Annotated in this window: 25 protein-coding genes; 15 read left to right on the forward strand and 10 right to left on the reverse strand. The window is 43.2% G+C overall.

Features of this window, described 5'->3' with window-relative positions; genetic code table 11:
• The first annotated feature begins 187 nt into the window (after positions 1–187).
• The 12 genes from V7K69_RS06060 (at position 188) to V7K69_RS06115 (ending at position 9653) form a co-directional block, all read left to right on the forward strand.
• Positions 188–514: a hypothetical protein gene (locus tag V7K69_RS06060; protein WP_335032311.1), complete on the forward strand. Its 327-nt coding sequence runs from the start codon at positions 188–190 to the stop codon at positions 512–514.
• The gene (locus V7K69_RS06065) at positions 507–710 is read left to right on the forward strand and encodes a hypothetical protein (protein WP_335032313.1); all 204 of its coding nucleotides are present in this window, start codon (positions 507–509) and stop codon (positions 708–710) included. Before V7K69_RS06060 ends, V7K69_RS06065 begins: the two co-directional genes overlap by 8 nt.
• Before the next feature lie 24 nt (positions 711–734).
• Positions 735–1124 carry a hypothetical protein gene (locus V7K69_RS06070; protein ID WP_335032315.1) on the forward strand — a complete coding sequence of 130 codons (390 nt, stop codon included), beginning with the start codon at positions 735–737 and terminating at the stop codon, positions 1122–1124.
• Positions 1125–1250: 126 nt separating this feature from the next.
• Positions 1251–2081 (forward strand): hypothetical protein, encoded by an 831-nt coding sequence (locus V7K69_RS06075; protein WP_335032317.1) that lies wholly within the window; start codon positions 1251–1253, stop codon positions 2079–2081.
• A 65-nt stretch (positions 2082–2146) separates the two neighbouring features.
• Entirely contained in the window at positions 2147–2368 is a 222-nt protein-coding gene (locus V7K69_RS06080; protein ID WP_335032319.1) for a hypothetical protein, read from the forward strand.
• Positions 2361–2819: a DUF1392 domain-containing protein gene (locus V7K69_RS06085; RefSeq protein ID WP_335032321.1), complete on the forward strand. Its 459-nt coding sequence runs from the start codon at positions 2361–2363 to the stop codon at positions 2817–2819. Before V7K69_RS06080 ends, V7K69_RS06085 begins: the two co-directional genes overlap by 8 nt.
• Before the next feature lie 34 nt (positions 2820–2853).
• The gene (locus V7K69_RS06090) at positions 2854–3654 is read left to right on the forward strand and encodes a KilA-N domain-containing protein (RefSeq protein ID WP_335032323.1); all 801 of its coding nucleotides are present in this window, start codon (positions 2854–2856) and stop codon (positions 3652–3654) included.
• Positions 3655–3680: 26 nt separating this feature from the next.
• Positions 3681–3959 carry a hypothetical protein gene (locus V7K69_RS06095; protein ID WP_152590947.1) on the forward strand — a complete coding sequence of 93 codons (279 nt, stop codon included), beginning with the start codon at positions 3681–3683 and terminating at the stop codon, positions 3957–3959.
• 68 nt (positions 3960–4027) lie between these two features.
• Complete coding sequence (locus V7K69_RS06100; protein ID WP_335032325.1) at positions 4028–4627, forward strand: alpha-ketoglutarate-dependent dioxygenase AlkB family protein; 600 nt, start codon at positions 4028–4030, stop codon at positions 4625–4627.
• 229 nt (positions 4628–4856) lie between these two features.
• Positions 4857–8090, forward strand: coding sequence for a plasmid replication protein, CyRepA1 family (locus V7K69_RS06105; protein WP_335032327.1), 3234 nt, complete (start codon positions 4857–4859; stop codon positions 8088–8090).
• Between the two features lie 286 nt (positions 8091–8376).
• Positions 8377–9300 carry a competence protein CoiA gene (locus tag V7K69_RS06110; RefSeq protein WP_335032329.1) on the forward strand — a complete coding sequence of 308 codons (924 nt, stop codon included), beginning with the start codon at positions 8377–8379 and terminating at the stop codon, positions 9298–9300.
• Between the two features lie 164 nt (positions 9301–9464).
• Positions 9465–9653, forward strand: coding sequence for a hypothetical protein (locus V7K69_RS06115; protein ID WP_335032331.1), 189 nt, complete (start codon positions 9465–9467; stop codon positions 9651–9653).
• Positions 9654–9809: 156 nt separating this feature from the next.
• On the opposite strand, the gene V7K69_RS06120 is transcribed toward V7K69_RS06115, so the two are convergent.
• The 3 genes from V7K69_RS06120 to V7K69_RS06130 all read right to left on the reverse strand — a co-directional run bounded on the left by V7K69_RS06120 (position 9810) and on the right by V7K69_RS06130 (position 11089).
• Positions 9810–10007, reverse strand: coding sequence for an NblA/ycf18 family protein (locus V7K69_RS06120; protein ID WP_335032333.1), 198 nt, complete (start codon positions 10005–10007; stop codon positions 9810–9812).
• Between the two features lie 370 nt (positions 10008–10377).
• The gene (locus V7K69_RS06125) at positions 10378–10704 is read right to left on the reverse strand and encodes an HNH endonuclease (RefSeq protein ID WP_335032335.1); all 327 of its coding nucleotides are present in this window, start codon (positions 10702–10704) and stop codon (positions 10378–10380) included.
• Positions 10694–11089 (reverse strand): hypothetical protein, encoded by a 396-nt coding sequence (locus V7K69_RS06130; protein ID WP_335032337.1) that lies wholly within the window; start codon positions 11087–11089, stop codon positions 10694–10696. The genes V7K69_RS06125 and V7K69_RS06130 overlap by 11 nt, the downstream gene beginning before the upstream one ends.
• Positions 11090–11181: 92 nt before the next feature.
• Between V7K69_RS06130 and V7K69_RS06135 the strand changes: the two genes are divergently transcribed.
• From V7K69_RS06135 to V7K69_RS32900, 3 genes are all read left to right on the forward strand, one after another.
• Complete coding sequence (locus V7K69_RS06135; RefSeq protein ID WP_335032339.1) at positions 11182–11334, forward strand: hypothetical protein; 153 nt, start codon at positions 11182–11184, stop codon at positions 11332–11334.
• A gap of 327 nt (positions 11335–11661) precedes the next feature.
• Positions 11662–13140 (forward strand): VWA domain-containing protein, encoded by a 1479-nt coding sequence (locus V7K69_RS06140; RefSeq protein WP_442936123.1) that lies wholly within the window; start codon positions 11662–11664, stop codon positions 13138–13140.
• A gap of 66 nt (positions 13141–13206) precedes the next feature.
• Positions 13207–13815, forward strand: coding sequence for a YfbK domain-containing protein (locus tag V7K69_RS32900; RefSeq protein WP_442936124.1), 609 nt, complete (start codon positions 13207–13209; stop codon positions 13813–13815).
• Between the two features lie 376 nt (positions 13816–14191).
• On the opposite strand, the gene V7K69_RS06145 is transcribed toward V7K69_RS32900, so the two are convergent.
• The 7 genes from V7K69_RS06145 to V7K69_RS06175 all read right to left on the reverse strand — a co-directional run bounded on the left by V7K69_RS06145 (position 14192) and on the right by V7K69_RS06175 (position 24825).
• Positions 14192–14734 carry a PEP-CTERM sorting domain-containing protein gene (locus V7K69_RS06145; protein ID WP_335032341.1) on the reverse strand — a complete coding sequence of 181 codons (543 nt, stop codon included), beginning with the start codon at positions 14732–14734 and terminating at the stop codon, positions 14192–14194.
• A 136-nt stretch (positions 14735–14870) separates the two neighbouring features.
• Positions 14871–17906: a beta-propeller fold lactonase family protein gene (locus V7K69_RS06150; RefSeq protein ID WP_335032343.1), complete on the reverse strand. Its 3036-nt coding sequence runs from the start codon at positions 17904–17906 to the stop codon at positions 14871–14873.
• Positions 17907–18037: 131 nt separating this feature from the next.
• Positions 18038–18778 carry a COG4280 domain-containing protein gene (locus V7K69_RS06155; protein WP_335032345.1) on the reverse strand — a complete coding sequence of 247 codons (741 nt, stop codon included), beginning with the start codon at positions 18776–18778 and terminating at the stop codon, positions 18038–18040.
• 11 nt (positions 18779–18789) lie between these two features.
• Entirely contained in the window at positions 18790–19878 is a 1089-nt protein-coding gene (locus V7K69_RS06160; protein WP_335032347.1) for an ABC transporter ATP-binding protein, read from the reverse strand.
• A 337-nt stretch (positions 19879–20215) separates the two neighbouring features.
• Positions 20216–21859 (reverse strand): ABC transporter permease, encoded by a 1644-nt coding sequence (locus tag V7K69_RS06165; RefSeq protein ID WP_335032349.1) that lies wholly within the window; start codon positions 21857–21859, stop codon positions 20216–20218.
• 31 nt (positions 21860–21890) lie between these two features.
• Positions 21891–22901 carry an iron ABC transporter substrate-binding protein gene (locus V7K69_RS06170; RefSeq protein WP_185586578.1) on the reverse strand — a complete coding sequence of 337 codons (1011 nt, stop codon included), beginning with the start codon at positions 22899–22901 and terminating at the stop codon, positions 21891–21893.
• 283 nt (positions 22902–23184) lie between these two features.
• Entirely contained in the window at positions 23185–24825 is a 1641-nt protein-coding gene (locus tag V7K69_RS06175) for an iron uptake porin (protein WP_335032352.1), read from the reverse strand.
• Between the last annotated feature and the right edge of the window lie 324 nt (positions 24826–25149).

Raw genomic sequence — 25149 nt, forward strand, 5'->3', positions numbered from 1 at the left:
TGCTGTTTAATACCTAAGATTATTCATACTTTTGCTAAGTCTCTGATTAACTCAGCCCTGCTGGGTCATTTTGCATGGCTTAGTCTAAACTCCAGGTTAAAGGGAAAGGGGAAATTTCTTCATTCCTTTCCCCCTTACCCCTTCCCCTTTTCCCTAATTATTTATTCACCAATCCCCCATTAAATCAATGCAACCCACAATATCCATTCCCCAACACTGGGACTACCCTCGCTTTGGTTTGGAGCAGCGCACAGAACAAGGCACAATTTTAGGACTTTACTACTACCCATCTGGCACAGAGTTGGCTGAACAATTTGATGATGGTTGGCGCTATGTGCTGATGCCTAACAAGAATTCTGATGAAATATCGTACTTGAAAGAAGAGCAAATTCAACCGCTCACACCAGAAGAATTATTTCAGCAAATTACCGCAGAGATTGACTTTTATCAACAACAGATAAGCATTCTCAACCGACAGTTAACCGTATTAACCAGAGGTGCAAACAATGGCTAAGGAAGCAAACAACGACTTTGAGCGTAGAGCAAATCATTTGCTGCGTTCGATTCGACTTTGCGGTGGTTGTGTTCCTCTGCACCGTTTGCAATTCCAATTCTCCGATTCAGTTATTCAAACTCTGCTGGATAAAGAACTGGTGCAAGTACAGAACACTGGACGCGGCTTTTTGTTGGAGATTGCCAAGGATTTTTAGCTCTTAATCAGAGAGGAACCAATTATGAAACTTTACGCGAAGACCATTGCACAGACTTTACCCGATTGGGCAACTACTGTTACAAAGTGTGCAGATTTATTTGAGATTGAAATTAACGATGAACACCCGAATTTCCAATCTCTACTTGAAGAGTTAGAAACCGAGATTGAGCCAGGAATCAGGGGTGTGAAAGCAGAAGATTTATGTTCCAGGCTTGGCATAGAAATGTCTAACCCAAATCTGCACCGATTAGTTGAACAAGCCCAAACTCTGACATCTCTTATTGCTACGCACCCAGATTACAAACAACTACTGGAGTCGGGATATCAACCTGATTTAAACATTGGCGATGCTAGCACTGCACTCACCTATCTGCAATGGGAGCTAGAGCGGAATCAAGAACTTTCTAATTAGTACAAAAGCGTTCACCTAAAGGAATGCCATTACTTCAGGTGAACGCACGGAAGTTTCTCTTCCGCTACAGAATTCCCATTATTGCACACGAAACACTAATCAATGAAACATTAACCGAGGTTAAACATGACTACTGAAATCAAACTAGGTTTATGCAACCCTCCCGAACCCATCTATTTATTTGTCAATCAGGGGGAAGTAGACGGGGAATCATTCGTTTGGTACAAGGTTAATATCAGTCAGGATAAGAAAATACCTGTTACTCAAAGAGCATTAACTGGATACTTATCAGAACTGCGATTGACCACTAAAGAATTTAAAGGCAAGGACAATCTCAAACTCGATATTGTTGTCAGTGCCGATGAACTTTATGTAGTGAGAACTGGCATTGAAACCAATTTTGCTAAAAGCTTCCTTTTAGCTGCCTCATTAATCCAAGATTTCTCCAAACCACTGATTATCGTTGCTACTGCTGGCGACGAGAACACGGTTTTTTGTAATCTTTACGATGCTGCAAGCAAAACCAAGATTTACAGAGAATGGAGTAGAGATTTGGATTGGGCAACTATCATTCGTGACATTCAATCCCGCTTAGGTGGCACATCCTCAACTATTCTATCCACACCAAAACTTAGCGTAGTACCTCAACCAGTACATCCTCAAGATTTACGAATCAAAAACATTCGCACTTTGCTTGATTATCCCCTTGATTTAGTCAAAGAGTGGTTGCAATTTCAGGATGTTGACCGCCCAAGTTTACTTGATATCAGCAAGATTAATGAACTGGTAAAAACAATGTGTTTAGCTTGGGCAGCAGACAAGTGCGAGTATCCAAATCATGCCGAATCTTTGTATCAAAAGCAGGTTGTTGATGCTGTTGGTAATGGTGCTGATGAATTAACGGCAATCAACGCATGGATGCAACAGTTGCAAGCAGTAAAGACTGGGGCAGTGTAAATCAGAAGTCAGGGTTCAGAATAATTTTACTTCTGAATCCTCAATTAATCAGATAGGAATTAGCCATGAAAGTCATTGTCACAGTAGTCGAAAAAATCATCAGTGAAGCACACATCGATATCCCTGATGGGCTGAACCAATCCGCAATTAAACAGCACATAGTAGACCGCTACAACACTGGAGAAATGTCCACAGATATGAACATCTTTCAAGTGGACTTTGAATCTATCAGCGCTCGAATTGTCAAAGAACATTCTTCAATACTGTTGGGAGACAAGCATGATTGACCACATTAACGCACTGAAAACCAGTTGGTATATCTCTCCACCTTGGGGACAAACAATTCCACCTGTTGCAGTTAATTTATTGGAGAGGGTATACCTCAGAACCACGAGAACATTCGGCTATTGCTGTGGGATGCAATGGAAACACGAATGTTGGATTTATTCAATTGATTGCGGAAAAGAAATACTCCACGCTACACAGAACCAAATCATCGGCACTGGAGAATTAGAAGCCATTACTGTGCCAAAACCTACTTTTGTTCTGGGTGAAAGAGTGATCCTCTGCTCTCACGACAAGGGAACAAAACAACGGCTGATTCTAGGGATAGCGCTGGTGCATAATTCTTGGTTTTACCTTGTTGAATTGATGTCGCCAACGTTAATTAATACACCAACTATATCGAATCGTTTCTCATTAGTTGGTGAGAAAAGTTTGGTGCGTGTGAATGCCTGAATCAATTATTTGTTCAATACCCAGGGAATGAATCATGTTGACACATTTTTGGCACGACTCAGAAATTAATCAAATGCCTCAAGATGGGGAAATAGGTAAATATGCTGTACCCAAGGGCTACGTGAATGCAAGTCAAATGTGCAAAGCTAACGGGAAATTCTTAGCTGATTACACAAAGCTCAAGTCTACAAAGCAGTATTTGCAAGCACTTTCTAACGATATGAAGATCCTCATATCGTTATTGGTGATAGATATCCAGGGATACGGAAGTGAGCAAAGCACTTGGATTCACCCAGAAATCGCCATTGATTTAGCTCGATGGGTTTCTGTCGAATTCCGCATCTGGGCTAATAGAACTTTAATGAAAGTGATGCTCTCAACCCAAGTAGAGCAAGTATTACAGCAAGAACCACCACATACATTAGCTCCGTCCCATGAAGCTGCACAGTTGGCAATGATGTTGGGGGAATTTGCAGGACTAGACAAATCCCTCACCGCTCAGTTAGCAGTTAATGCCGCGACCAGAGTTAATCCCGCACTCAAACCCGCAGCAGATGAACTAAAAACTGCCATCGCTCAAACGAATGTTGCAGAGGACGTATTTCTCAACCCAACACAAATCGGTGAGGTAGTAGGAATGTCTGCACGGGCAGTTAACCACTGCTTACTAAATTCGGGACTGCAATACAGAACTGATGACAAGAAAATTCCCTATCGTCCTACTGAATCTGGTAAGCAATGGGGTCGCATGGTTCCCGCAGTCGCCAAATCTTCAAACCAAACTGTTTTTCAACTGCGGTGGTTGCCCGAAATAGTAAAAGTCATTTCTCAATAATTCCCTACCTAAATCAACCTTTCATTATGAACACTCTACGAAAAACCTTGGCAGAAAAATATGGTCTTGTTGCTGATATCATGCACGACGATTATTTTTTTGTTCAACTACCAGAAAACGAGGATCATTCACTCAAGTTTTTAGAGAGCAATTTACCAGAATGTATTCGGATTGAACTTGCAGAATGTTTTGCTGGTAGTGTGATTGCGGCTTGGGAAGTCCCCTTATTTTTACTCCCTCAAGTGTTACAGCAAGCCCATGATTTTGTCATTGAGTATTGGGAGCAAGTATCTCAAGAAACGTGAAGTATTCTCCAGCAACTAAAACTAAAAACAACTGCTTCAGCACACGTTTTTAATTGCAGAAAACTACCATGCAACAACTAAATTTATTCGCTGAATCAACCCCAGTTTTACCCATTACTTACTATCCCGATTTCTTAAACCTTGAACAGGCAAACGAACTTTACCAACACTCCTTGAAACTGGAGTGGCAACAGAATCAAATCAGAATCATGGGTAAAACAATGCCTGTCCCCCGCCTGGAGTGCATTTACGGGGACTACGGCTGCGATTACCTCTATTCCAACAGCGTGTTTTTGAAACCCCTGACTTGGACAGACAATCTGGCTAACTTGCGCGATCGCATAACTGCATTAACTGGTTATAAGTTCCGCATTGTCATCGGCAATCAATACCGCACGGGGACTGATTCAATCGGGTGGCATTCCGACAATGAAGCATCGATGGGATCTAACCCTGCAATCGCATCGGTAAGCCTGGGTTCATGTCGCAAATTTCAAATCAAACCGAGAAATGGCAAAGCAACAGATTTCTGGTTGGAACACGGCAGTCTACTTGTGATGCACCCAGGCTGTCAGTCTACACATCTGCATCAGGTTCCTAAGACCAACAAAGTGGTTAGCACCCGAATCAATCTCACCTTCCGACCACATACCGGAGGTGGGAGATGATTCTGACAAAGCCAGTGATTATGTAAAATGACAGTTCCTTAGTTCATTAGTACTACTTAATCTGGTTAAAAAGCAGTCAGCAGGACGAAAAAAACAACTACCAATACAAGTCCTGTTGATTGCTTCTCTTAAAACCACGCTTCTTTAACTCGTGTCTACGTAACTCACCTAAAAGGCGGTATGACTCAATACCCCAAGCTTTGCATTGCTTCAAAATACTGGAGGGGATATGAATATAATCGAAACCGATTCTCAAGCTAAACATCAACAAGAATGGTTAAATAGTGGCGTTGACGAAGAAATCATTGCTCTGAATGTGCGTTCCCTCTCTGGGAGTTTACCTTACGAATACTTGCTCTACAGTCCCAAAATCTCCCGTCGCAACGATGGGCGGCTCAGAGACAGGGACTTGAAAAAATACCAGCACATTGAGTTAGGCGGCTGGTGGTGCAATGGCGTTGACCCTCTCAACAACTACGTTCTGATGATGTGGGGCTGTTTCAAACCCGACCATCCCCGAAGAGATCGCCAGAAGATCCACAAGTTCATCAAGTACGAGCATCCATTTCGAGAAGAGACACGCGCTTTCTTCCTCTTAGTCCCGAATCGTATTTGGGTGAAAGTCTCTAACCGTAGTGGCATTCCCATCACCGAAGAAGACTTGCAGCACCCTGGCGGTTTCTGGCACTGGGTATGGAAGCATAATGTACCAGTGACAATCGTGGAAGGTGTCAAGAAAGCGGGGGCATTACTGACTGCTGGTTATGCAGCGATCGCTATTCCGGGAGTAAACGCTGGATACCGCACACCCCAAGATGAGTACGGTACTGCCATCGGGAAGCCAAACCTCATTCCCGACTTGAAACATTTTGCAACACAGGGGAGACAGGTTAATATTTGCTTTGACCAGGACAATAAATCTGAGACAGTCCAGCGAGTCAGAACCGCTATCAGTCGCATGGGACGGCTGCTGGTAAATGAGGGCTGTTCGCTGCGGGTGATTGATTTACCATTCGGGGCAGAGAAAGGGGTTGATGATTTTATCGTTGCCAAAGGGCAGTCGGCATTTGATGCGCTCTACAACACAGCTGTTGCATTGGAATTGTGGGAGATTAAGCTGTTTACTTTGCTGACTTATCCTCCAGCGATCGCACTCAACCAAAGATTCCTCGGACAACTTCTCGTACCCGAAGGCGAAAAACTGATTATCCTCAAAGCTCCCAAAGGAACAGGTAAAACCGAATGGCTGGCAACCGAGGTGGCAAAAGCACACGACCAAGAGAGACGGGTATTAATAATTACCCATCGTATCCAATTGGGTGAAGCACTATGTAATCGGTTTGGTGTTAACTATGTTACCGAAGTCCACACTTCCGAAACAGGCACATTATTAGGATACGGGGTGTGCGTTGATTCGCTACATCAAGAAAGTCAAGCGCGATTCAACCCCAATGACTGGTCAAATGATGTGATTATTATTGACGAGTGCGACCAAGTATTCTGGCATTTGCTCAACTCTGGTACGGAGGTTGCTAAACGTCGGGTATCCGTTCTCAAAAACCTCAAACAACTGGTACAGAATGTTTTGGGCAGCAGTCAGGGAAAGATTTATCTCTCAAGTGCCGATGTGTCAGATACTGATGTGAAGTATGTTTTATCACTCGCTGGGGAATATCGTGTCAACCCGTTTGTAATCGTCAACAATTATCGGCATGTAGCTGGCAACTGTTACAACTACTCTGGCAGTAACCCGAAGAATTTGATTGCGGCATTGGACAAAGCTATTGCCAAAGAGGGGCATTATTTACTCTGTTGCTCTGCTCAGAAAGCCAAGTCAAAATGGGGAACCCAAGCTTTGGAGGAACGTTTTCGCCGGAAATACCCAGAATTGCGAATTCTGAGAATAGACAGCGAATCTGTTGCAGACCCCTCTCATGCTGCGTTTGGTTGTATCGCTCACTTGAACGAGATTCTGACCCAGTATGATTTGGTTATCGCTTCTCCAAGTTTAGAAACTGGGGTCAGCATCGACATTCGAGGACATTTTGATGGTGTATGGGGGATTTTTCAGGGGGTGCAGCCGGTTAACTCCGTGCGTCAGATGTTGGCAAGGGTTAGGGAAACTGTTGACCGTCACATTTGGGTCAGAGAGTGGGGAATGTCGGTTGTGGGCAATGGTTCCACAACGATAGGAGGATTGCTCAGAAGTCAACACGTCGCAACACAAGCCAATATTGCGCTGTTGTCGGCGGCGGATAATGATGATTACAGCTACGTTGACCAGAATTTTCAGCCGGAGTCATTGCAGACTTGGGGTAAGCGTGGTTCTGTCATCAACGTAGAAATGCGGCGCTATCGAGAGTCTGTTCTTGCGGGTTTAGTCGAGGATGGGTACACCATTATTGATGCCGAGGATGCTGACGATGATGAGAGTGGGGCTGTAATCGAGTCGGTTAAGGCGGCAAGTCAGGAATTGTATGCTGCTGAGTGTCAAGCGATCGCGGATTCTCCAACCATCTCTGATGCCGAACTCAAGAAGCTGCAAGACACAAGGGCGAAAACGAAAACCGAGCGACACCAGCAACGCAAAGCCGAATTATCCCGTCGCTATGAAATTGACGTAAACCCTGATTTGGTCGAGAAAGATGACGACGGCTGGTATCCTCAACTGCGGATGCACTATTATTTGACACTGGGACGAGAGTTTTTGACGAACCGTGATGCGAAACGGGCTAAGGCGCAATTAGAATTGGGGCAGAATTCGATTTGGAAACCGGATTTTAACAAGGGGCAGATGTTGCCGGCTGTCTTATTATTGGAGAGACTGAAGTTGTTGCAGTTGCTTACGCCAGGCGTTCGGTTACGCTCTTCTGACGAGGCAATGCAGGAGTTGAAGAAGGCGGCGATGAAGAATCGGTATCTCATCAAAACTTGTTTAAACGTCACCATTTCGGAAAAATTTACTCCCATAGCGATCGCACAGAAACTACTTGCGAAGATTGATTTGAAGTTAGATTACGTTGGTCGGTTGGGTAAGCGTGAAAACCGGGAGTGCGTTTACCAGTTTGTTGCCCCTAACGATCAGCGTGATTCGATTTTCGGGCAGTGGTTAAATCGAGATGAATTATTTCAAAATGAGTTGGTGTCAGTCAGCAATAATATAAGTACAATTACACCAGTCATTGACACCCAATCCCAGGATATTCCTCAAACACTCACGTCAGTGGAAAGTCCTGTTACCCAAAGATGGAAGGGGCTGAAGCTGAAATTGCAGCAAGGCTTGGACAGTATTGGCTCTTCCTACAAAGAGTTAATCAACGAGTTAATCTCCAAGGTTGGCGAGGCTGTCGGCGTTGCTGATGGGGAGCCTTACTGGAATGGGTATTTGGGGCAGTGGCAGGTTTGGGTTAACTTTGCCACGGGGTGTACGTCTGTAGTGTGCGATTGGTTGGTGGCGGCGTAGGTCATGCTCTCACAAAGCTTATCCAATTAATTGCAGAGATTGACAGGAAAACCCCAGTGGTTCTTGATGGCAGCAGGTCAAATCTTACGCTGCTGGGTTCATGGAACGGCTAGAGTCTGGTGTGGAAGCTGTCAAAGAATTTCTCTCTCGCCTCACCAGTGAGCAGCGTTGGGGGTGATGCTGGCGTTTGAAGAGTTGGAACCGCAGATGTTTTGGGAGTTGGCCGGGATCGCACCTGATTGGGTTGAGTGGATGAGGTGAACTGTATGAAAAAGCAGGGATATTTATGTTTTACGCTATAGATGAGTTAGGAAATAAAGTACTACCAAAGCCTAACATCAAGGCTACTTGCCCCTGCTGCAACGGAAAGGTAATAGCTAAGTGCGGGAAGATAAAAGTTCATCATTGGTCACATAAGTCTCTTATAGAATGCGATCAATGGTATGAAATGACAGCTTGGCATTTAGAATGGCAGAGTTTATTTCCTTTAGAATTTCGAGAAGTAGTACTACAGAAAGATGGAATTAAGCATCGTGCAGACATTAAAATAAATAATTTAATCGTTGAATTTCAACATTCCAACTTAAGTGTAGAGGAAATTAAACAAAGAGAGGTATTTTACACTAGTAATAATTCCAAATTAATTTGGGTAGTCAATGCTAGTAATAATTGTGTACATAGTGGATGGGAAAATCAGTTAAGAGAGCAAGACGAACAACCGATTTATGTTGTGGATATGGATAGTAATATTTACTTTGAGTTAGTAGGATATTCTCAGATTAGTGTAATCAGAAAAACACTATCATTACCGATTAGTATTGTTGTTAATCCTGATGTTCCAGTTTTTATTGATTTAGGTGAATATGTAGCCTGCCCTGTTGAAAAAGGCTATTATGATATAGAGCGAACAAGTTACAATGACTTCTGGGGTCGAAAGAGAAATTCGGATAAACCTTATTATGATGAAAGCCTTATTCTTGTGAGGAAAAAAGATTTTGTAGAACTTTTACCCAAACTACCTACTAATCTAGATACCTTCAATAGTCTTAAGTTCTGCGATAAATATACCTTCTCAAAAAGAGAGGAACACCTAAAAAAACAACAGATGTATAATCAAAGTAATAACAAGCCTATATCTAAGGATGAAAAAATTAAAACGCAAGCCTTTTTTGATTTATTATCTGGAAAAATTACACCTTTAAATTACTAGTACAACACAGAGGAAATAAACCAACCATTTCAAACCAATGAAACGCTTGCGCTGTATTAATTTTTAATTTTTAATTCCGCCTTGCAGTACTAGTGCATCTTAATTCCCCAAACATTTACCCAGGAAAATCCTGAAGTCCTTGGCTTAATGGGCTGAAGCGGAAAATGCGCCTTGGACTCGACAGTGTTGGACAGTTCCACCAACATTTGGTTTCCCAGCTTGGTGATGCAATCGGCGTTGCTGATGGTGAGCCTTACTGGAAGGGCTGCTTAGGGCAATGGCAGGTTTGGGTTAACAATGGATCGCGGGTGTACGTCTGTGGTGTGCGATTGGCTAGAAGCTGTGTAGGTTAAAGTAGTTCATTGTTCCATCAAAACCGCAAATGTGAGTCTGTTATTGTTCAGTTTCCCAGTTTGGAGCAAATAATCTCTATTGCCAAGCCATTGAAAAGAACAATTGTCTGTTCGTTATCTTCTGAGTCCCTTAAATTAACGGAAGCAAGGTTTGTTTTAGCCCAAGATTGAACCTGAACCAACTTCCCACTGATGTTTGAGCAATTCCTGGTAAGTCTTTTCCCTTATCATCATCTGCTTATACAGCATCTGCAAAAACTCTTGAGCTTGTTCACGGGACATTTGCTCCACTTGATCAGAAAAAGTTCTCAGGCTAAATTCTTGTTCTAAAGATAATTCAATGGGTTGGTTCATAGCTTTTATTTGAGTTTGCTAAATTAAGCAAATATTGTTTTATATAAATAAATGTTACGATGACTTTACAAAAGCTGAAGGGGTGTAAACCGTACCAATGTAGGTTAGAAATACCGTCTCTGCTGCTGAAAACCTTGATATAACTCCATTGTGGCAACCCAAGTAAAAACCTAAGTTCTAAAGTTTCTTACTAAGAGGTTTTTAAAAGCATTTTTAGCCTCTGTTTGCGGCTGGCGAGCTAGATATTTACCACTACCAACATATTTATGGCGGTGGATGCAGTCCCGCCGAGGTCAAAAGGCGACGCAAGTTAACGACTCCAACCCGATTTAATTGCAGAGCTGACACTGTTGCTCGACCACAGGAAGTTTTACCAATAACCTGTGTATAAATCATCGTTCCAGCTAAAATGCTCTGACCAAAGCTGCTGACGAGGATGAAACAGTGCAACCTCAAGTTTTGTTTCTGGATCGCAATGGCTGGTTTTGGTATGCTTTCGACCATTGCAGCCATAACACGACCAAGCTAAATTTTCTACAATCGTTTCTCCACCTGCCTGACGGGGTTTGATGTGTTCTATAGTGAAGCTGTCAGGAGAAAATTCTTCTGGACATCGGCAATATTCACAGAGATTTTTGGCTCTACTGGCTACTGTTCGTCGCATTGCAGCAGATACTCTCTCAGATTCAAACGGCATGGAATAACTGAGATTCCGAGACAAATTGACGATTCAAGGTCAGCAAATCCATATTCCTTAGCCTTGCTAATTCCATAAGAGCTTCCAGACGTTCTACCCTCCAATGTTCTAGCTGATCCTCATAAGTAATCAATTCTTCATGTTCCATGTCGGTGAGTTCTCCCCACTCACCGCGTTTGCGTAATTCTTCTAATCGTTTCTGCTCATTCGGAGCCAGACGACGTTGGATGACTTCAACCAGGGCTAACTCAATCGGATTGGATACAGCAAACTTAGAGGGTTCAGACAGAAACTCTAATAATTGAACTACCGCAGTTAACCGCTCTTCTGACAACTGCTCAATCAGTTCGATCGCTCTTCTACGAATATCGGTTGCTGGAGTCATGGAAGATCACGCTTACCTATGTCTAATCAAATTGTACTAAGACTGGACAGTTTTTTCGATTTAATCAAGAATTCATACAAGACACTTATGGCATGAGCATAACCCCAGAATTGGTTGAGCAAGATGACGGGGGACGCTTAATTAAAAAGATTGTCGCACTTGAAGCGATATTGGCAACGCCTGGGGAAATAGTCGCTGATGACCAGGGGCGAGAATTTGTTAAAATCGCGTCTGCCAGCACGTAAATTTTGAGGCAGTGCCATGTGTGCAAAGGGATTCGATCAACTACAGTTACCAAAACTGCAACGGTTATGAAATCCCAGGCTACTCAAGACTATTCTAGGTAAGTGGAAACTTCAAATGTCAGCAACCCTAGTAGTCTGCCAGCCCAAAAATGCTAAGTGAGAACTGGGTAAAGGGTAAGGGATTTAAACCTTTTACCCCTTCCCCCTTCCCCCTTCCCCTTTACCCCGCCAAGTTCACTTGGCGAACTACTAGTCTAAAGAGACAAAGCTTCCACACATCCCACGAGGTTTTGAGCCAATACACAAATTTAGTGTGAGGATTTAGCCATGTCTTACCCGATTCCGTCCAAAATGTGGCAGCGAGTCAGTATTGTAGCACTGTTGTTATTGATACCGTCAGTAGGAATTGCATTACGTCAGTCTGGTACGGTTGCGGTTCCAGTCAATCAGACTCCTAAGAGTTCTACACCAACAACCTCCATTCTACCTAATCATCCTGACTACCAAGCACTCCAGGCATTTATACAAAAGTATAGTTGTGTCGTCTCCGTTCAAAACTTTGGTACAGTTGCGATAACCCGGACTGAGTTTGCCACAGTCTTGAATACCTGTGTGAATCGGAGCAATGAGCTAATAGCAACTGACCCTAAGATAGTTACCGAAGCGGATATGAAAACTTTGCAACGCTTGCAGTCCGAATTCGCACCGGAGTTAGCAACCCTAAGAAGTCAGATAGATGAATTGCAAGATTCTACTCCTACTCAGGCTCCCAGAGAACGTACTCAAGACGAGTCTACCCGAAAGACTCAACCCTTACCTACGGCTCCATCCCTTAGTATTTCGTCTGGCTCATCTGTGCAGAATCAAGTTGTTAACCGTGCGTACATACCTAAAACCCAAGCTGGTGGAATTAGGGGAGGGGTTGCCCCAGAGCCACAAACAGGTAGAAGATTTAATACAGAAAACTACAACCGAATTGAGGATAATCCCTTTCATCGCGTCGGTAATGACCCCCTTTCCACCTTTTCCATTGATGCAGATACAGCAGCTTACAGCAACGTGCGACGCTTTATTACTCAAGGAGAATTACCACCCAAGGATGCAGTGCGAATTGAAGAACTAATCAACTATTTTACCTACAATTATCCCCAACCAAAAGACAATCGCCCTTTTTCTGTCACCACTGAAGTTGCTGCTGCTCCCTGGAATCCTCAACACAAGCTGGTACAGGTGGGTTTGCAAGGTAAACGCTTAGAGAGTGAAACCTTACCACCCAGCAACTTAGTATTTCTGATTGATGTCTCCGGTTCTATGGATGACCCCAACAAATTACCGTTGGTGCAACAGTCCCTGAAATTGCTGGTAAATAAACTACGTCCTGAAGACCGGGTAAGTTTGGTAGTTTATGCTGGCAATGCTGGATTAGTATTACCTGCTACTCCTGGTAGTCAGAAATCAATAATTCTGGCGGCGATTGACCGCTTAGAGGCTGGAGGCTCCACTGCTGGCGGTCAGGGCATTGAACTGGCCTACAAGATAGCTAAACAAAGCTTCCTTAAGTCTGGTAATAATAGAGTAATTCTAGCTACCGATGGAGATTTTAATATCGGGGTTTCCAGTGATGCCGACCTGACGCGATTAATTGAACAGAAGCGAGATCAGGGAATTTTCCTGACGGTGTTGGGATTTGGTACTGGCAACTATAAGGACGGAAAAATGGAGCAACTGGCTGATAAGGGTAACGGCAACTACGCTTACATAGATACCCTATTGGAAGCCAAAAAGGTTTTAGAGCTTGTCATGTAACAACCTTGCCTCTTTTGAGCTAGAAATGCCTTCTCAGTAAGCTTTCTAGATAATAAATTGTAAAAGTTGTTTCTTGACAGGCTCTTAGTTAACGATTTGAGGGGAACTCTGTTTACCATTGCCAAGGATGTGAAAATTCAAGTGGAGTTTAATCCAGCGAAAGTTCAGGCATATCGCTTGATTGGTTACGAAAACCGCTTGCTGCAAAACCAGGATTTCAATGACGATAAGAAAGATGCAGGTGATATTGGGGCTGGTCATTCTGTGACAGCGCTTTATGAAATAATTCCCACTGGCATGAAGAGCGATGTGAAACTGCCTACATTAGACCCATTGCGGTTTCAGCGTTCTGCTGAAACTGTCGCGGATGCTGGCGGCAATGAATTGATGCAGGTAAAACTGCGCTATAAGTTGCCCCAGGACAACACCAGTCAACTAATTACCCAAACCATCCAAGATGATGATTTGAGAGCCGACCCCTCCACCAACCTGAGATTTGCTGCGGCGGTGGCGACCTTTGGGATGGTGCTGCGTGACTCTGAGTATAAGGAGAATGCTAATTATGATTTGGTAATGGAATTGGCAACTCAAGGGAAGGGAGAAGACCAGGAGGGCTATCGAGGTGAGTTTATTCGCTTGGTGGAGCAATCTAGGGGGTTGATTACGAGGAAATAATTTGAATTGCTTTGACCTACCATTGCACTTCTTTAATTATGTTAGTAAATTAATGGCTTTACCAAGAAAAGAGAATAGGCATGAATGATGCTATATCAACACTCTCCTGACGGTGAGGCAGAAAGAAGCTTATCCAACATCCGTTCAGCAGCATCTAGATTCAGTAGACTGAAAACTTTTGCGATCGCGCACAGAAAGATACCTTTGAAGGAGACAGATAGCGAGCGCGAATGCGTCTCCAAGACTCGCTGCCGCTTCGCTATCTGCCTCCTGCCTTCTTGGATAATTTCGCTAGTTTTTCCAATACAGTCTTTGTAGTTAGGGAATATGCTTTACAAATGACAATATTCCCTACTTTGTTAAACCAAACTTTAGATTAAGCTTTAACCTTTTTGTCTAATGTTAACTTTTTCTTCATGAACCAGCCAATGCTGCAAGCAATGAAACTGCCACCTAAGATTGTAGGCTCAGGAACTTGCCTATAAGTAACTTTACCTGAGCCAATTTGGATATTCTCGGCAGAAGTAATTGCAAAATCATATCCATTAATGTCGTATGTGATTGAGCTTGAAGGATTAGCTTTATCGGGGAAGATATATTGCAATCCAACAGATTCGATACCTGTTAAGAATGTGGTTGGAAATACAATGGGATATCCTGGATATTCAGTATCATCCTTTTCGGTGTAAATGTTAGGATCGTTATCGAATTGAAAATTTAGTAAGTTAACTATTGCTACCGGAATATTATCCTCACTAAAAGTTGAGTCATCGTAGCTAAAAAAGCCTTCTCCCTTAGTTATAAAACTATCAACACTGAAGGCGTAATTAATAATTGCAGCAGATGCAGAATTAGCTCCTGTAGCAGCAAAAATTAGGGCACAACTAGTAGCAAGTGTCAATTGCGAAACCAATTTCATCTCAACTTTCCTCAAGGTAATTTTCTACAAGCAATGTTCACGTAAAATATGTAATTAGGCTTGATATAATTGCTAATTGTCTATGCTTCCCTAGCCTCCTTTAAAAGGAGGTTAAGGAGAATCAAGCCTGATCTGATTAGTTTGCTTGAGCAGAGAGATTATCTGTACTCAAACTCAATTTACCGAGTAGCTGCGCGCGATTTTGGCGAAGATCGGCATTGCTACGCTCTGTTGGATAAGGCACTTTGTCGCCTTGAATGCCGGCCCAAAGTACGCGGTTGAATTTCTCAGGATCTAACTTATCTTCAACTTCAAAGTTAAAGTCTTGGGTTGCTTGCGCCCACCACTGTTTGTTACGCAGAGAGGGAATAGCTGCTGTCTTTTCTACATTCTTGTCTTGGCAAGCTGGTACTAGTTTGGGATCTACAGGATCAGCACACAAGTTACCTGGAACGACAGCTTTATAGGGGCTAAAGTTTGGTTCTCTAGTGAATGCATCTGACATTGGTTTGGCATTGGCATCAGTGATTCCTAAATAACCAATGTTCAGTAAATCTTCCATTGTCCGCACCAGGCTAACAGTGTTGTAGTTAGTGCTGACTACGACCTTTCGCTTAGTGTAAGGCGAAATAATATAGGCTACTGAGCGATGACTATCAACATGGTCAGGACCGTTTTGGCAATCATCTTCTACAATAACGATCGCAGTCTCTTTCCACACAGGAGACTTGGAAATTTTCTCTACCAACAAGCCGACAGCATAATCGTTATCAGCCATTTGCAGTGGAACAGTATTCACCCCTGCTACAGCATTGGCAAAATCGCCAAAGTGGTCGTGAGGTAGACGTACCATTGTCAAGTTAGGCAGTGTATTTCTCGCCAGATAGCTATCAATATCACGGGCAAATTCGTTGTAGAGATAGATATCTGGTTCTTTCTGGTCATATCCCCGGAAATAAGTGTCGGTTTTATCCAACAATACGGTTTTTGCTGCTACAGCTTGAGGGATGTTATCAGCCGCAGGAGTTGGGGAAATGGGAATGTAAAGTGGGTTGCTGGGATCGGGTTTTGTGGGGTCTGCTTGACTAGTGCTGTAGTTACCATCAACGTAGAAACCGTAATTACGTACAGTCTTACCAGCACGCAAAGCAGCATCCCAAAGATAACCACCAACAGCATTTGGTGATAGTTCACCATCGCCTGCGGGAGCGTTGACATCCTGATTTCCAGGTAAAATCGCAGATTTACCGGAGCCATCAAACACTCCTGTTACCCGTGTATTAAATTGGGAAGCGTTAGAGTTAGTTTGTGGTAGAGCAATATTGATATTACGGTTAAGACCTTCATAATCGTAGGTCAGACCGTTAAATCCAGCATTACCATAAAGTACCGATTGGGTTTTTTCTGTGTAATCAGTACTCCGTCCGTAAGTAGACCAGTTCCAACCCACACCACTAGATTCACCAGAATCGTAGAAGTTATCAAAGGTGACAAAATCTAGAGCTAGCTTGTGATGGTTAGGTGAAATCGGTTCTGGAAATAAAGTTAATGCAGGGTCGCCGTTACCAACAGGTAAATCACCCAGAACTTGGTCGTAGGTGCGGTTTTCTTTCACCACATAAATAACGTTCTTAATTTTCCCTTGCAAAAACCTCATTGTCCGGTCAGGACGGCGATTATCAAAACCGTTGTTTCTATCTACCTGCTGTGACAGTGAAGCTAAAGTTCCACCTTGAGGAACTGGAATAACTGCAATGCCAGCTTTTTCTAAAGCCCAGTTGTACTCGTTTCTAAAGCTAGTGTTGCGGGCAAGTCCTGCGGGTGTGGTGCGGTTATTGGAAGGGTTGGGGCCGGAATTGCTCTTGGCGTTAACAACAAACAGCTTTTTACCATCTTTACTGACAGTAACAGAATTAGGATACCAGCCAGTGGGGATGCGTCCAGTTAACCGACCAGAACCCAAATCCACAACAGCAACAGCATTTTCACCACCTAATGTAGTGTAAAGTATACGTTGGTCTGGACTGAGAGCCACAGAATTGGGATTTGCTCCTTTGTATCGATCGTTGGGTCGAGACAGAGATATAGTCTGAACAACGCGATCGCTATTGGTATCGATGACTGAAATTGAGTCACTATTACCGTTAGCTACATATAGTTTATTTTGGTCAGCAGAAAGTAGGATTTTGTTGGGTTGGCTACCTACAGGTATGCGGGTAATTCCCTTAGAAGCAATGTTAACAGCTACTACTTCGTTATCGCGCTGACTACTCACGAAAACTTTGTCGGCTGTACCATTATTTGTACTCTTGAGAGCAACATCAAAAGGAAATTCCCCAGTTGCTATCTTATCGCCTGGTCTAAAAAACTTTATTTCTTGGAGTACCTGACGGTTAGCAGCATCAACAACTGAGATGGAGTCATTCTCAAAATTAGCAGCTATCAAAGTATTGCCATCTTGACTGACATCCAGACCTGCGGCAACTGCACCTGTAGCGGCAGCACTAGCAGGTGTACCCTTCAACAAACCACCATCGTAAATAGGGAAAGGGGCAGTTTGGTTAGAGTTGTGACCTAAGAGAATAAACGGTGCATTGGGTACGTATTGGCTACCGTTAGAGGCATAAACATAAACGCGATCGTCAATACCACCGGATACATAAAAGCGTGAGCCATCTTTTGCCCACGCCAAACCATTGTAGGTATTGGGAATATTAATTTGTTGGCGTTTAACTAACTTTCCACTACTGACATCGAAGACAAACACCCATTCAGCTTTAGGGGTAGTTGTACCAGTGGGTTTAGCAGTTAATGGGTCTAAAACAGGATAGGTAAGATTAGCACCAGTATTTTGATTTTTGAAGTTCTGGTTATAGCCACTGGTTAGTACCAGGAGAGTTTTACCATCGGGGCTGAGAGTGGTTGTCACAGCTTCAGCCGCATCAGCATTATTATCAGCACGCAAACCAGTAGCTAGAGGTGCAAAGGTAGAGCCTGGGGCAGCTGCGGGTGTGATCACCTGACCTGTGGGTAGTAATGCTCCACCTTCAGGTAGATTCCCAACACGGCTAGTAGCAAGCCGGGCTGTAACTATTTGTATACTGCTTACTACAATCGCCACTGCTACCAGCAGGCTAATTAGGAGATATCGCTTACGCTTGAAATTGAGCATTTGCTGTTCTCACACATCAAAATTTCTTGCCTACGCAGCCAATATTCCTATTTCCTAGTTAAGAGCAGGGTAAGGTGAGGTTACTTTCAGAGTAATTGGGATTGACGAAATGTTAAAAATGTAGTTTTCACTTAACCGATCGCTTCTTCTGGTTTTTGTAAACTAACTTGCCAGCGCCAAATTGCCGAGGCGATCGCCATACCCACACCCCAAGCTAAAGGCAACCAAATAATTGCCCAGTGACCACCAGGCCATTCCACATCCAATCCTGCACCCAGCCAGTAAACACCAAATCCCATCAGCAGCATTGCCGCCACAAATTTCATCGGTTTGACGGGTACTTGCTGGAGTGGCGCTCTGAATAAGAAGGCAAACACAGCTAAACCAAATGTTGCAAAACCAGCGCCGCTAATTGCTTCTAGCCATTCACCTTCGGCAGCACCCAAAGTCACAACCGCGATCGCTACTTCTACACTATCCAGCAACGCACCCTTAAAAGTGGTGACAACAGCAAACCAATTCCAGCCAGATTGATTCTCATCTTTTGCTAGTTGCTCCTCCAGGCTATCTTCCCCGCCACCTTTACGCTTTTTGGGAAGACCGGCATAATACCTAACTATAGATCGCGTCCACTTTTGCCCAAAAAGTAGCAGTAAAACTCCTGCCACAATTCTGAGAATATCTACAGGGATCAGCGTCAAACTTTTTCCTAAGACTAGAGATAGCAGTAATGTCAAGGCAATGCCACCGCCTGAACCAACCAAGGCATTACGCCAACCCGCCAACCTGCCGACAACGATGACTATACCGAGAATCTCGACTAATTCAATTAAAGAGCTAGCAAAACTAGCGAGAACGATTTCCCAATTCATAATATTTCCTGTTAATTGTTGATTGTTGACTGTTGATTATTGATTGTTGACTGTTGATTGTTGAACAACTTTAAGTTGGCTGTGTTTGCTATTGACAGATTTACTTGTGTACCAATGGGTAAAACTATGCTGGCTGGTGTTCGTGCATACAACTGTTTTCCAGAGGGAGTATACAAGCTATATCGATATTCGTGTCCTAAAAAGAAACGTGTCTCAATCTTCATTGCACCATCACTAGCTGGGTGTAAAATAATGTCCTCTTCGCGGATCATTAAATCTCCTTTGTCTTGAAAAATCTTACTTTCCACGGCAAAACATCCAATTTCGGTTGCCCAGCAATTTCCTTGCAACTGCGCTGGCAAAAAGTTGGCTTGGGTGACAAATTCGGCTACAAAGCGAGACGCTGGCTGAGTATAAACCGCTTCTGGTGTGTCTATTTGCTCAAATTTGCCTTGCCGCATCACCGCTAATTGATCAGCGATCGCTAGGGCTTCTTGTTGATCGTGGGTGACAAAGATACCTGATATACCTTTATTTTTGAGAATTCCTAACACTTCCTCGCGCAATTTCAGCCGCACTTGTAAGTCTAGATTGCTCAGGGGTTCATCTAATAATAGAAGTTTCGGTTGAGGAGCTAAAGCACGAGCAAGGGCTACCCGTTGTTGTTGCCCACCAGATAATTCATGAGGGTAGCGCTTTTCTATTCCTGGGAGTCTGACTAATGTTAATAATTCTGCAACTTCTTGGCGGCGATCGCTTTTTTTCATCCGCCGCAAACCGAAGCTAATATTCTCAGCCACCGTTAAATGTGGAAACAAAGCATAATCTTGAAACAGCATCCCAAAATTGCGTTGCTCTGGCGGTATCCAGTGACCATCACCCGCTACTAATTGTCCAGCAATTTCTACAGTTCCCGTCTGTGGCGACTCAAACCCAGCAATAATTCTAAGGAGAGTAGTTTTCCCGCACCCTGAAGGCCCCAATAACCCCAGAACATCTCCTGGTGCTAACGTCAAACTCACCCCAGCCACCGCCGGAGCATTCATTTGAGCAAATTTGAGGGTTACATTCTCTAACCGTAAAATTGCTGATGCAGCCATTGAGTCATCCTTCCGTTTTAAAAATAAGGAGTGGGGGAGATGGAAGAAATGAGGGAGATAAGGATAGTGCTGTCAAGGTGAGTTTTGTATTTATTACCACCTCTGAACTCGACAGTTGAGCCTTTTTACTCGACAGTTGAGCCTTTTTACTCGACAGTTGAACCTTTTTACTCGACAGTTGAGCCTTTTTACTCGACAGTTGAGCCTTTTTACTCGACAGTTGAGCCTTTTTACTCGACAGTTGAACCTTTTTACTCGGCAGTTGAACCTTTTTACTCGGTAGTTGAGCCTTTTTACTAAGTAATTGCGAATTGCGAATTGGTTTAACTCCCTCCCCTCAATCCACCTCCCTTTGCAAACTGCGGCGTACTTCTGGGACAAGTTCTTGATAGCGATTTTGAAACAAAACCAAGAATGTGGAACTAATAGAAATTACCAGCATGATTAATGCCGCCGCCGCCGCTTTACTGTAAGAGACATTTTCCGTTGCTTTCCAAATTTGGGTAGCTAGGGTATTAAAGCCAATGGGCGCTAACAGCAAAGTAACAGGTAACTCTTTAATTGCCGTCAGAAAAACTAATGCAGCTCCTCCTAAAACCCCCGGAGTGACTAGTGGTAGGGTAATTTCTTTGAAGGTTTGCCAAGGGTTTCTCCTTAAACTCTGGGCAGATTCTTCTAATTGAGGATTAACCTGAAGCAGCGAACCCCTGACTGTTCCCACTGACTGGGAAAGGAACAACACTAAATAAGCAAAAATCAGCATAGGCAAGGTTTGATACAACCAAGGCAGGTAATTCGCTCCCCAAAACACTAGCGAAAAGGCAACTACAATACCAGGTAAACCAAAGCCAATGTAACTACAGCGTTCGATCGCTGTTGTGATCCGACTAGGAAAGCGCACAGCTAAAATTGCTATTGGCAGAGCGCAACAGGTAGCAGTTAGGGCTGCCAATCCCGAAGCTAAGGCTGAGTTCCAGGCGATTTGTGTTAGTTGTAAACCAGAAAAAATTTGCTCTGGTTGTGGGCTGGCTAAACCTTGCACCAGCCAGAACACAGTTACAGCCAGAGGCAACAATAAACCTAAGCTAGTGACGGTGAAGCAAAACAGGATGGCAGGTATTTTCCAAACTCCCAGATGAATCAATACTGGCGAATGGTGGGACTTATTACTGCGACTATAGTAAACAGCCCGCGATCGCATTTTGTATTCCAGCCACAACAACAGCAATACTAAACTCACCAGCATCAAAGCCAGCGCCGCCGCCTGATGGCGATCAAATGTATATCGGTATTGCAAAAAAATTGCTTGCGTAAATGTCTCAAACCGCATCACCGAAGTTGTGCCAAAATCCTGTAAGGCATTGAGAGCCACTAGCAATCCTCCCGCGACGATCGCTGGGCGTAACGCAGGTAAGGTAATGCGCCAAAAAGTTTCTCTTTGGTTACAACCTAAACTTCTAGCAGCTTCTTCCATTTTGGGATCGATGCCTTGCAAGCCAGCCTGGATACTCAGCAGTAAGTAGGGATAGGAAAATAATGTCAGCCCCAAAATTGCGCCAGTCCAGCCATATATTTCAGGTATTGCTTCCACTCCCAAAGGTTCTAGCCAGAGTTGCAACCAGCTACCTTTCGGGCCAAAAGCAGCAATCAAAGCAAAACTACCCACATAGTCAGGTATGGCTAAAGGTAGTGTTGTTATTAGTAGCCAAAATCGCCGCCAAGGTAAATCTGTCCGCAGCGTGAGAAATGCTAATGGTAGTGCGATCGCAGTTGTCAGTATAGTAGTAGCTACAGCCAAACCAACGCTATTAAACAAAACTATCAGTGTGCGAGGACGCAAAACCAAAGCCAATAATTCCTCTCCACCAACACCAGCCATGCGTATAACTAAATAAGTCAAAGGCAGAGTGATTGCTACAGCTATTAATCCAGCTGTAACTATCAAAAATAATGGTGGATGAGTTTTTCTACCTTTAGCCATTAGTCCTCTTGTTCCCTTGCCTCCTGCCTATTTACAACAAATCGGCTTGTTGAATTAATGAGATTGTTCCTTTGAGATCCGACAATTTACTTAAATCAATATTGGGCGGTTGCAATTGCTTGAGGGGTAATTGCTTTTGTCCTACCGCAATACCTGTGACTAGTGGATATTCGTAAAAACTTTCGGTGATGAATCGTTGGGTTTCAGGTTTGAGCATATAAGCCACAAACTTTTCTGCATCACTCTTTTGATCAGTGCTTTTCAGGACTGCTAAACCTGCGACATTAATCAAAGCTCCTGCATCACCTTTTGTATGATGGATAGCGACTGGAAAATTGGGATTGGTTTTGGTAAACCGATACAGGTAATAGTTATTAACTAATCCCAAAGCGATTTCTCCCTTTCCTAGAGCTTCTACGATCGCACTATTTTTAGGGTAGGCTTTAACACCGTTAGCTTTCATAGCTTTCAACCACTGTAGGGTTTTTTGATCGCCCTCCATCAGTCGCATTGCAGTTACAAAGGAGAGAAAAGAACCGTTTGTAGGGGCCCAGCCGACTTTACCGCGCCATTTGCGATCGCTCAGTTGCAGTACACTTTTGGGAAGTTCACTGGTTTTGACAAGCTTAGTATTATAGTCAATCACGCGCGCTCTCCCAGAAATGCCAACCCATTGCCCTGAAGAAGAACGAAATTGCGGATCAACTTTGTTGAGTAATTGGTTAGGGAGAGGTAAAGTCCTTGCTTCTCTGGTTATAGCTCCTAAAGAACCAGCATCCTGAGCATAAAAGATATCAGCACGGCTATTTTTGCCTTCTTCAATCAGAGCGATCACTAATTCTGTAGAATCACCATACCGTACTTCAATATTTAGCCCCAAATCTTTCTTCGCTTTCTCAATCAGGGGACGCATGATTTCTTCATCCCGCCCTGAATAAACTGTTAGTGTTTTTGGGGTATCTGCTACCGCAATTCCAATTCCCCAACCCAAAAGCATAGCAGTAATTGCACCAGAGATTTGCCGCATTTGATGTGAAATCATTAATTAGCCTCGGATTCCAGATTCAGAATTACAGGTCAATTCATCTGACCAATTTTTGTCAATATTAATCACCTGTAAAGGATTAACCCTTAATCTTGGTAAGGATAGGTTACGTCGAAGCACTGTGCAAGTTAAATTTAGAACATCCAAAGGTTAAGAAAACTTGCTCATGCCCTTTTACTCAGCACTATTAACCATTGATGGGCAAGAAACAAGGTCTTTGAGTAATTTCTGCCTGAACACTTGCCATCAAGCGATCGCTTAAGACTACAAGCAAGTTGGGTTAGAAAGTAAAAGTAGTACGTACTACTCCCACATAGATATTAGAGTTGTTGCTATTACCTTCAGGATTCAAGATGGTGATTAATCCTGGTGTAATAGCAATGTTGTCATTCAGCTTATATCTATAGAAAGCCTCTAAATGATAGGAAATATCATCGTCTTGGCGACGATTATTAGCATTTACAAATTGATTGTCAGCAACGTAAGGCGGCACACCAAACACAATACCGCCAAAATTTCCTTCTCTACCCAAATCAGGAAAGCCTAGCTGAACGGCCCAGTTCCAAATTTCTGCATTACTCCTAGCAACGGCTGTATTCTCAGCTTGGGCATTGGCGTAGCTGCCCCAAGCTGTAATAGTAAACTTAGGACTAAGTTTGTAATTTCCAGCCACACTATAGTTATTTACAGAAGTTCGCGCCCCATTGAATGGGTTGTTGGCAAAACTAGTACCAGTGCTACCAGTAACTCCGCTACCATCAGTATAATAGGCGTTGACATAAGTAAAAGCCAAACTTAATTCTGAGGTTGGTTGGAAGGTCAGTTGACCTAATGCAGAGTAACTACCATTAAAAATGCCTCTACCGTTAGCGGGGTCATTACCAACACCCGATGGCACAACGTAACCAGCAGTTAAGGTGAGAGCATCATTGAACTTTTGATTAATGATGATACCTGGCCCTTCTGCTGCTCGATAAATTGGGTTATAACGCCCAAAACGAGATAGCGCACCTGAACCACTAGAATCGAAGTTCCGACTGAGAACAGGTACTTCATCAATGTATTCCAACCCTTCAGTTGCGATGTTGAAGGTTGTGGAGTTGCCTACAGGGAAACGGTAAAACAGAGCTGATACACTGACATTGTTGGATTCATTGCCATCAAACCCTAAACGAGTTTGGTTAGTACCAGTCACTGCTGTATTGAATGAAGTGATGTTTCTCGCTTGTAACCTAACTCTGAGGCGGTCTTTACCAGTAAAGCTACTATCAAAGTTTAACCGGACGCGATCGGCAAAAATCACATTTTCATTGAGTTCTGGTCTGGTATCACCACGATTTTGAGCATCGGTGTTGATTGCTCTATCGGAGCCAAATGCACCAGCCAGTGCAAAAATTGCTTCTCCTCGCAGTTGAGTAGTTGTGGAGAATTGTTGCGACTCTAAGGTGGCGGTACGAGCTTCTAGAGCATCTACTTGACCTCGCACAGTTTGCAACTCAGCAGTATACTCTTCTTGCAGCTTTTGCAGCGTTGCTAGGTCTTCTTTTTTCACCAGATCAACCGTACTAGTAGCTATCAGTTGATTTATTTGATCTAAACAAGCATTCAAACCAGCAGCAAACTCATAGCGAGTCAAGGCACGATTACCCCGATAAGTTTGGTTAGGATAACCTGCAATGCAGCCGTATCGCTCAACCAGGGATTGCAAAGCCTGGAAAGCCCAGTCTGTAGGTTTGACATCAGAAAGCTGTGAAACTGAAGTTACTTGTCCGATATTCTCAGCACTGCTAGAACTGGATGGTTGATTTCTTGCAGGTGCTTGATTTAGAGGTACTTCAGAACCTATTGCTGGCACTGCAATTATAAATAAGCCTAAAATCGCTGGACTATATAACAAAGAATTTAACCAAACTTTTTGCACGAATGTACCTCACACGTAATAGAAATTAGTGAAAGATCAAAAAATTTTAACATTGAAATTTCTGCTAATTGGTAAATCACAAATACTAGCAAGATTTAAATATTTTGTGAATTTAGTCTTTGTTTCAGAAATATTAATGTTACATGGGAAAAAGTTGAATTTTTTATAATAGAAATTTTTCAAATCAACTTTAAGAATATCAAAGCACAACTAAGTACCACAATCTAGAGATTGTTTTGAAATAAAGACAATTGTCATTTTTTTACCTATTCTTAACTAAATAGATATTGGTATGTTAAGGATTATCTGTGCTTTTTCAGTCAA

The organism is Nostoc sp. (assembly GCF_036917775.1).
In the GTDB taxonomy this organism is placed as follows: domain Bacteria; phylum Cyanobacteriota; class Cyanobacteriia; order Cyanobacteriales; family Nostocaceae; genus Nostoc.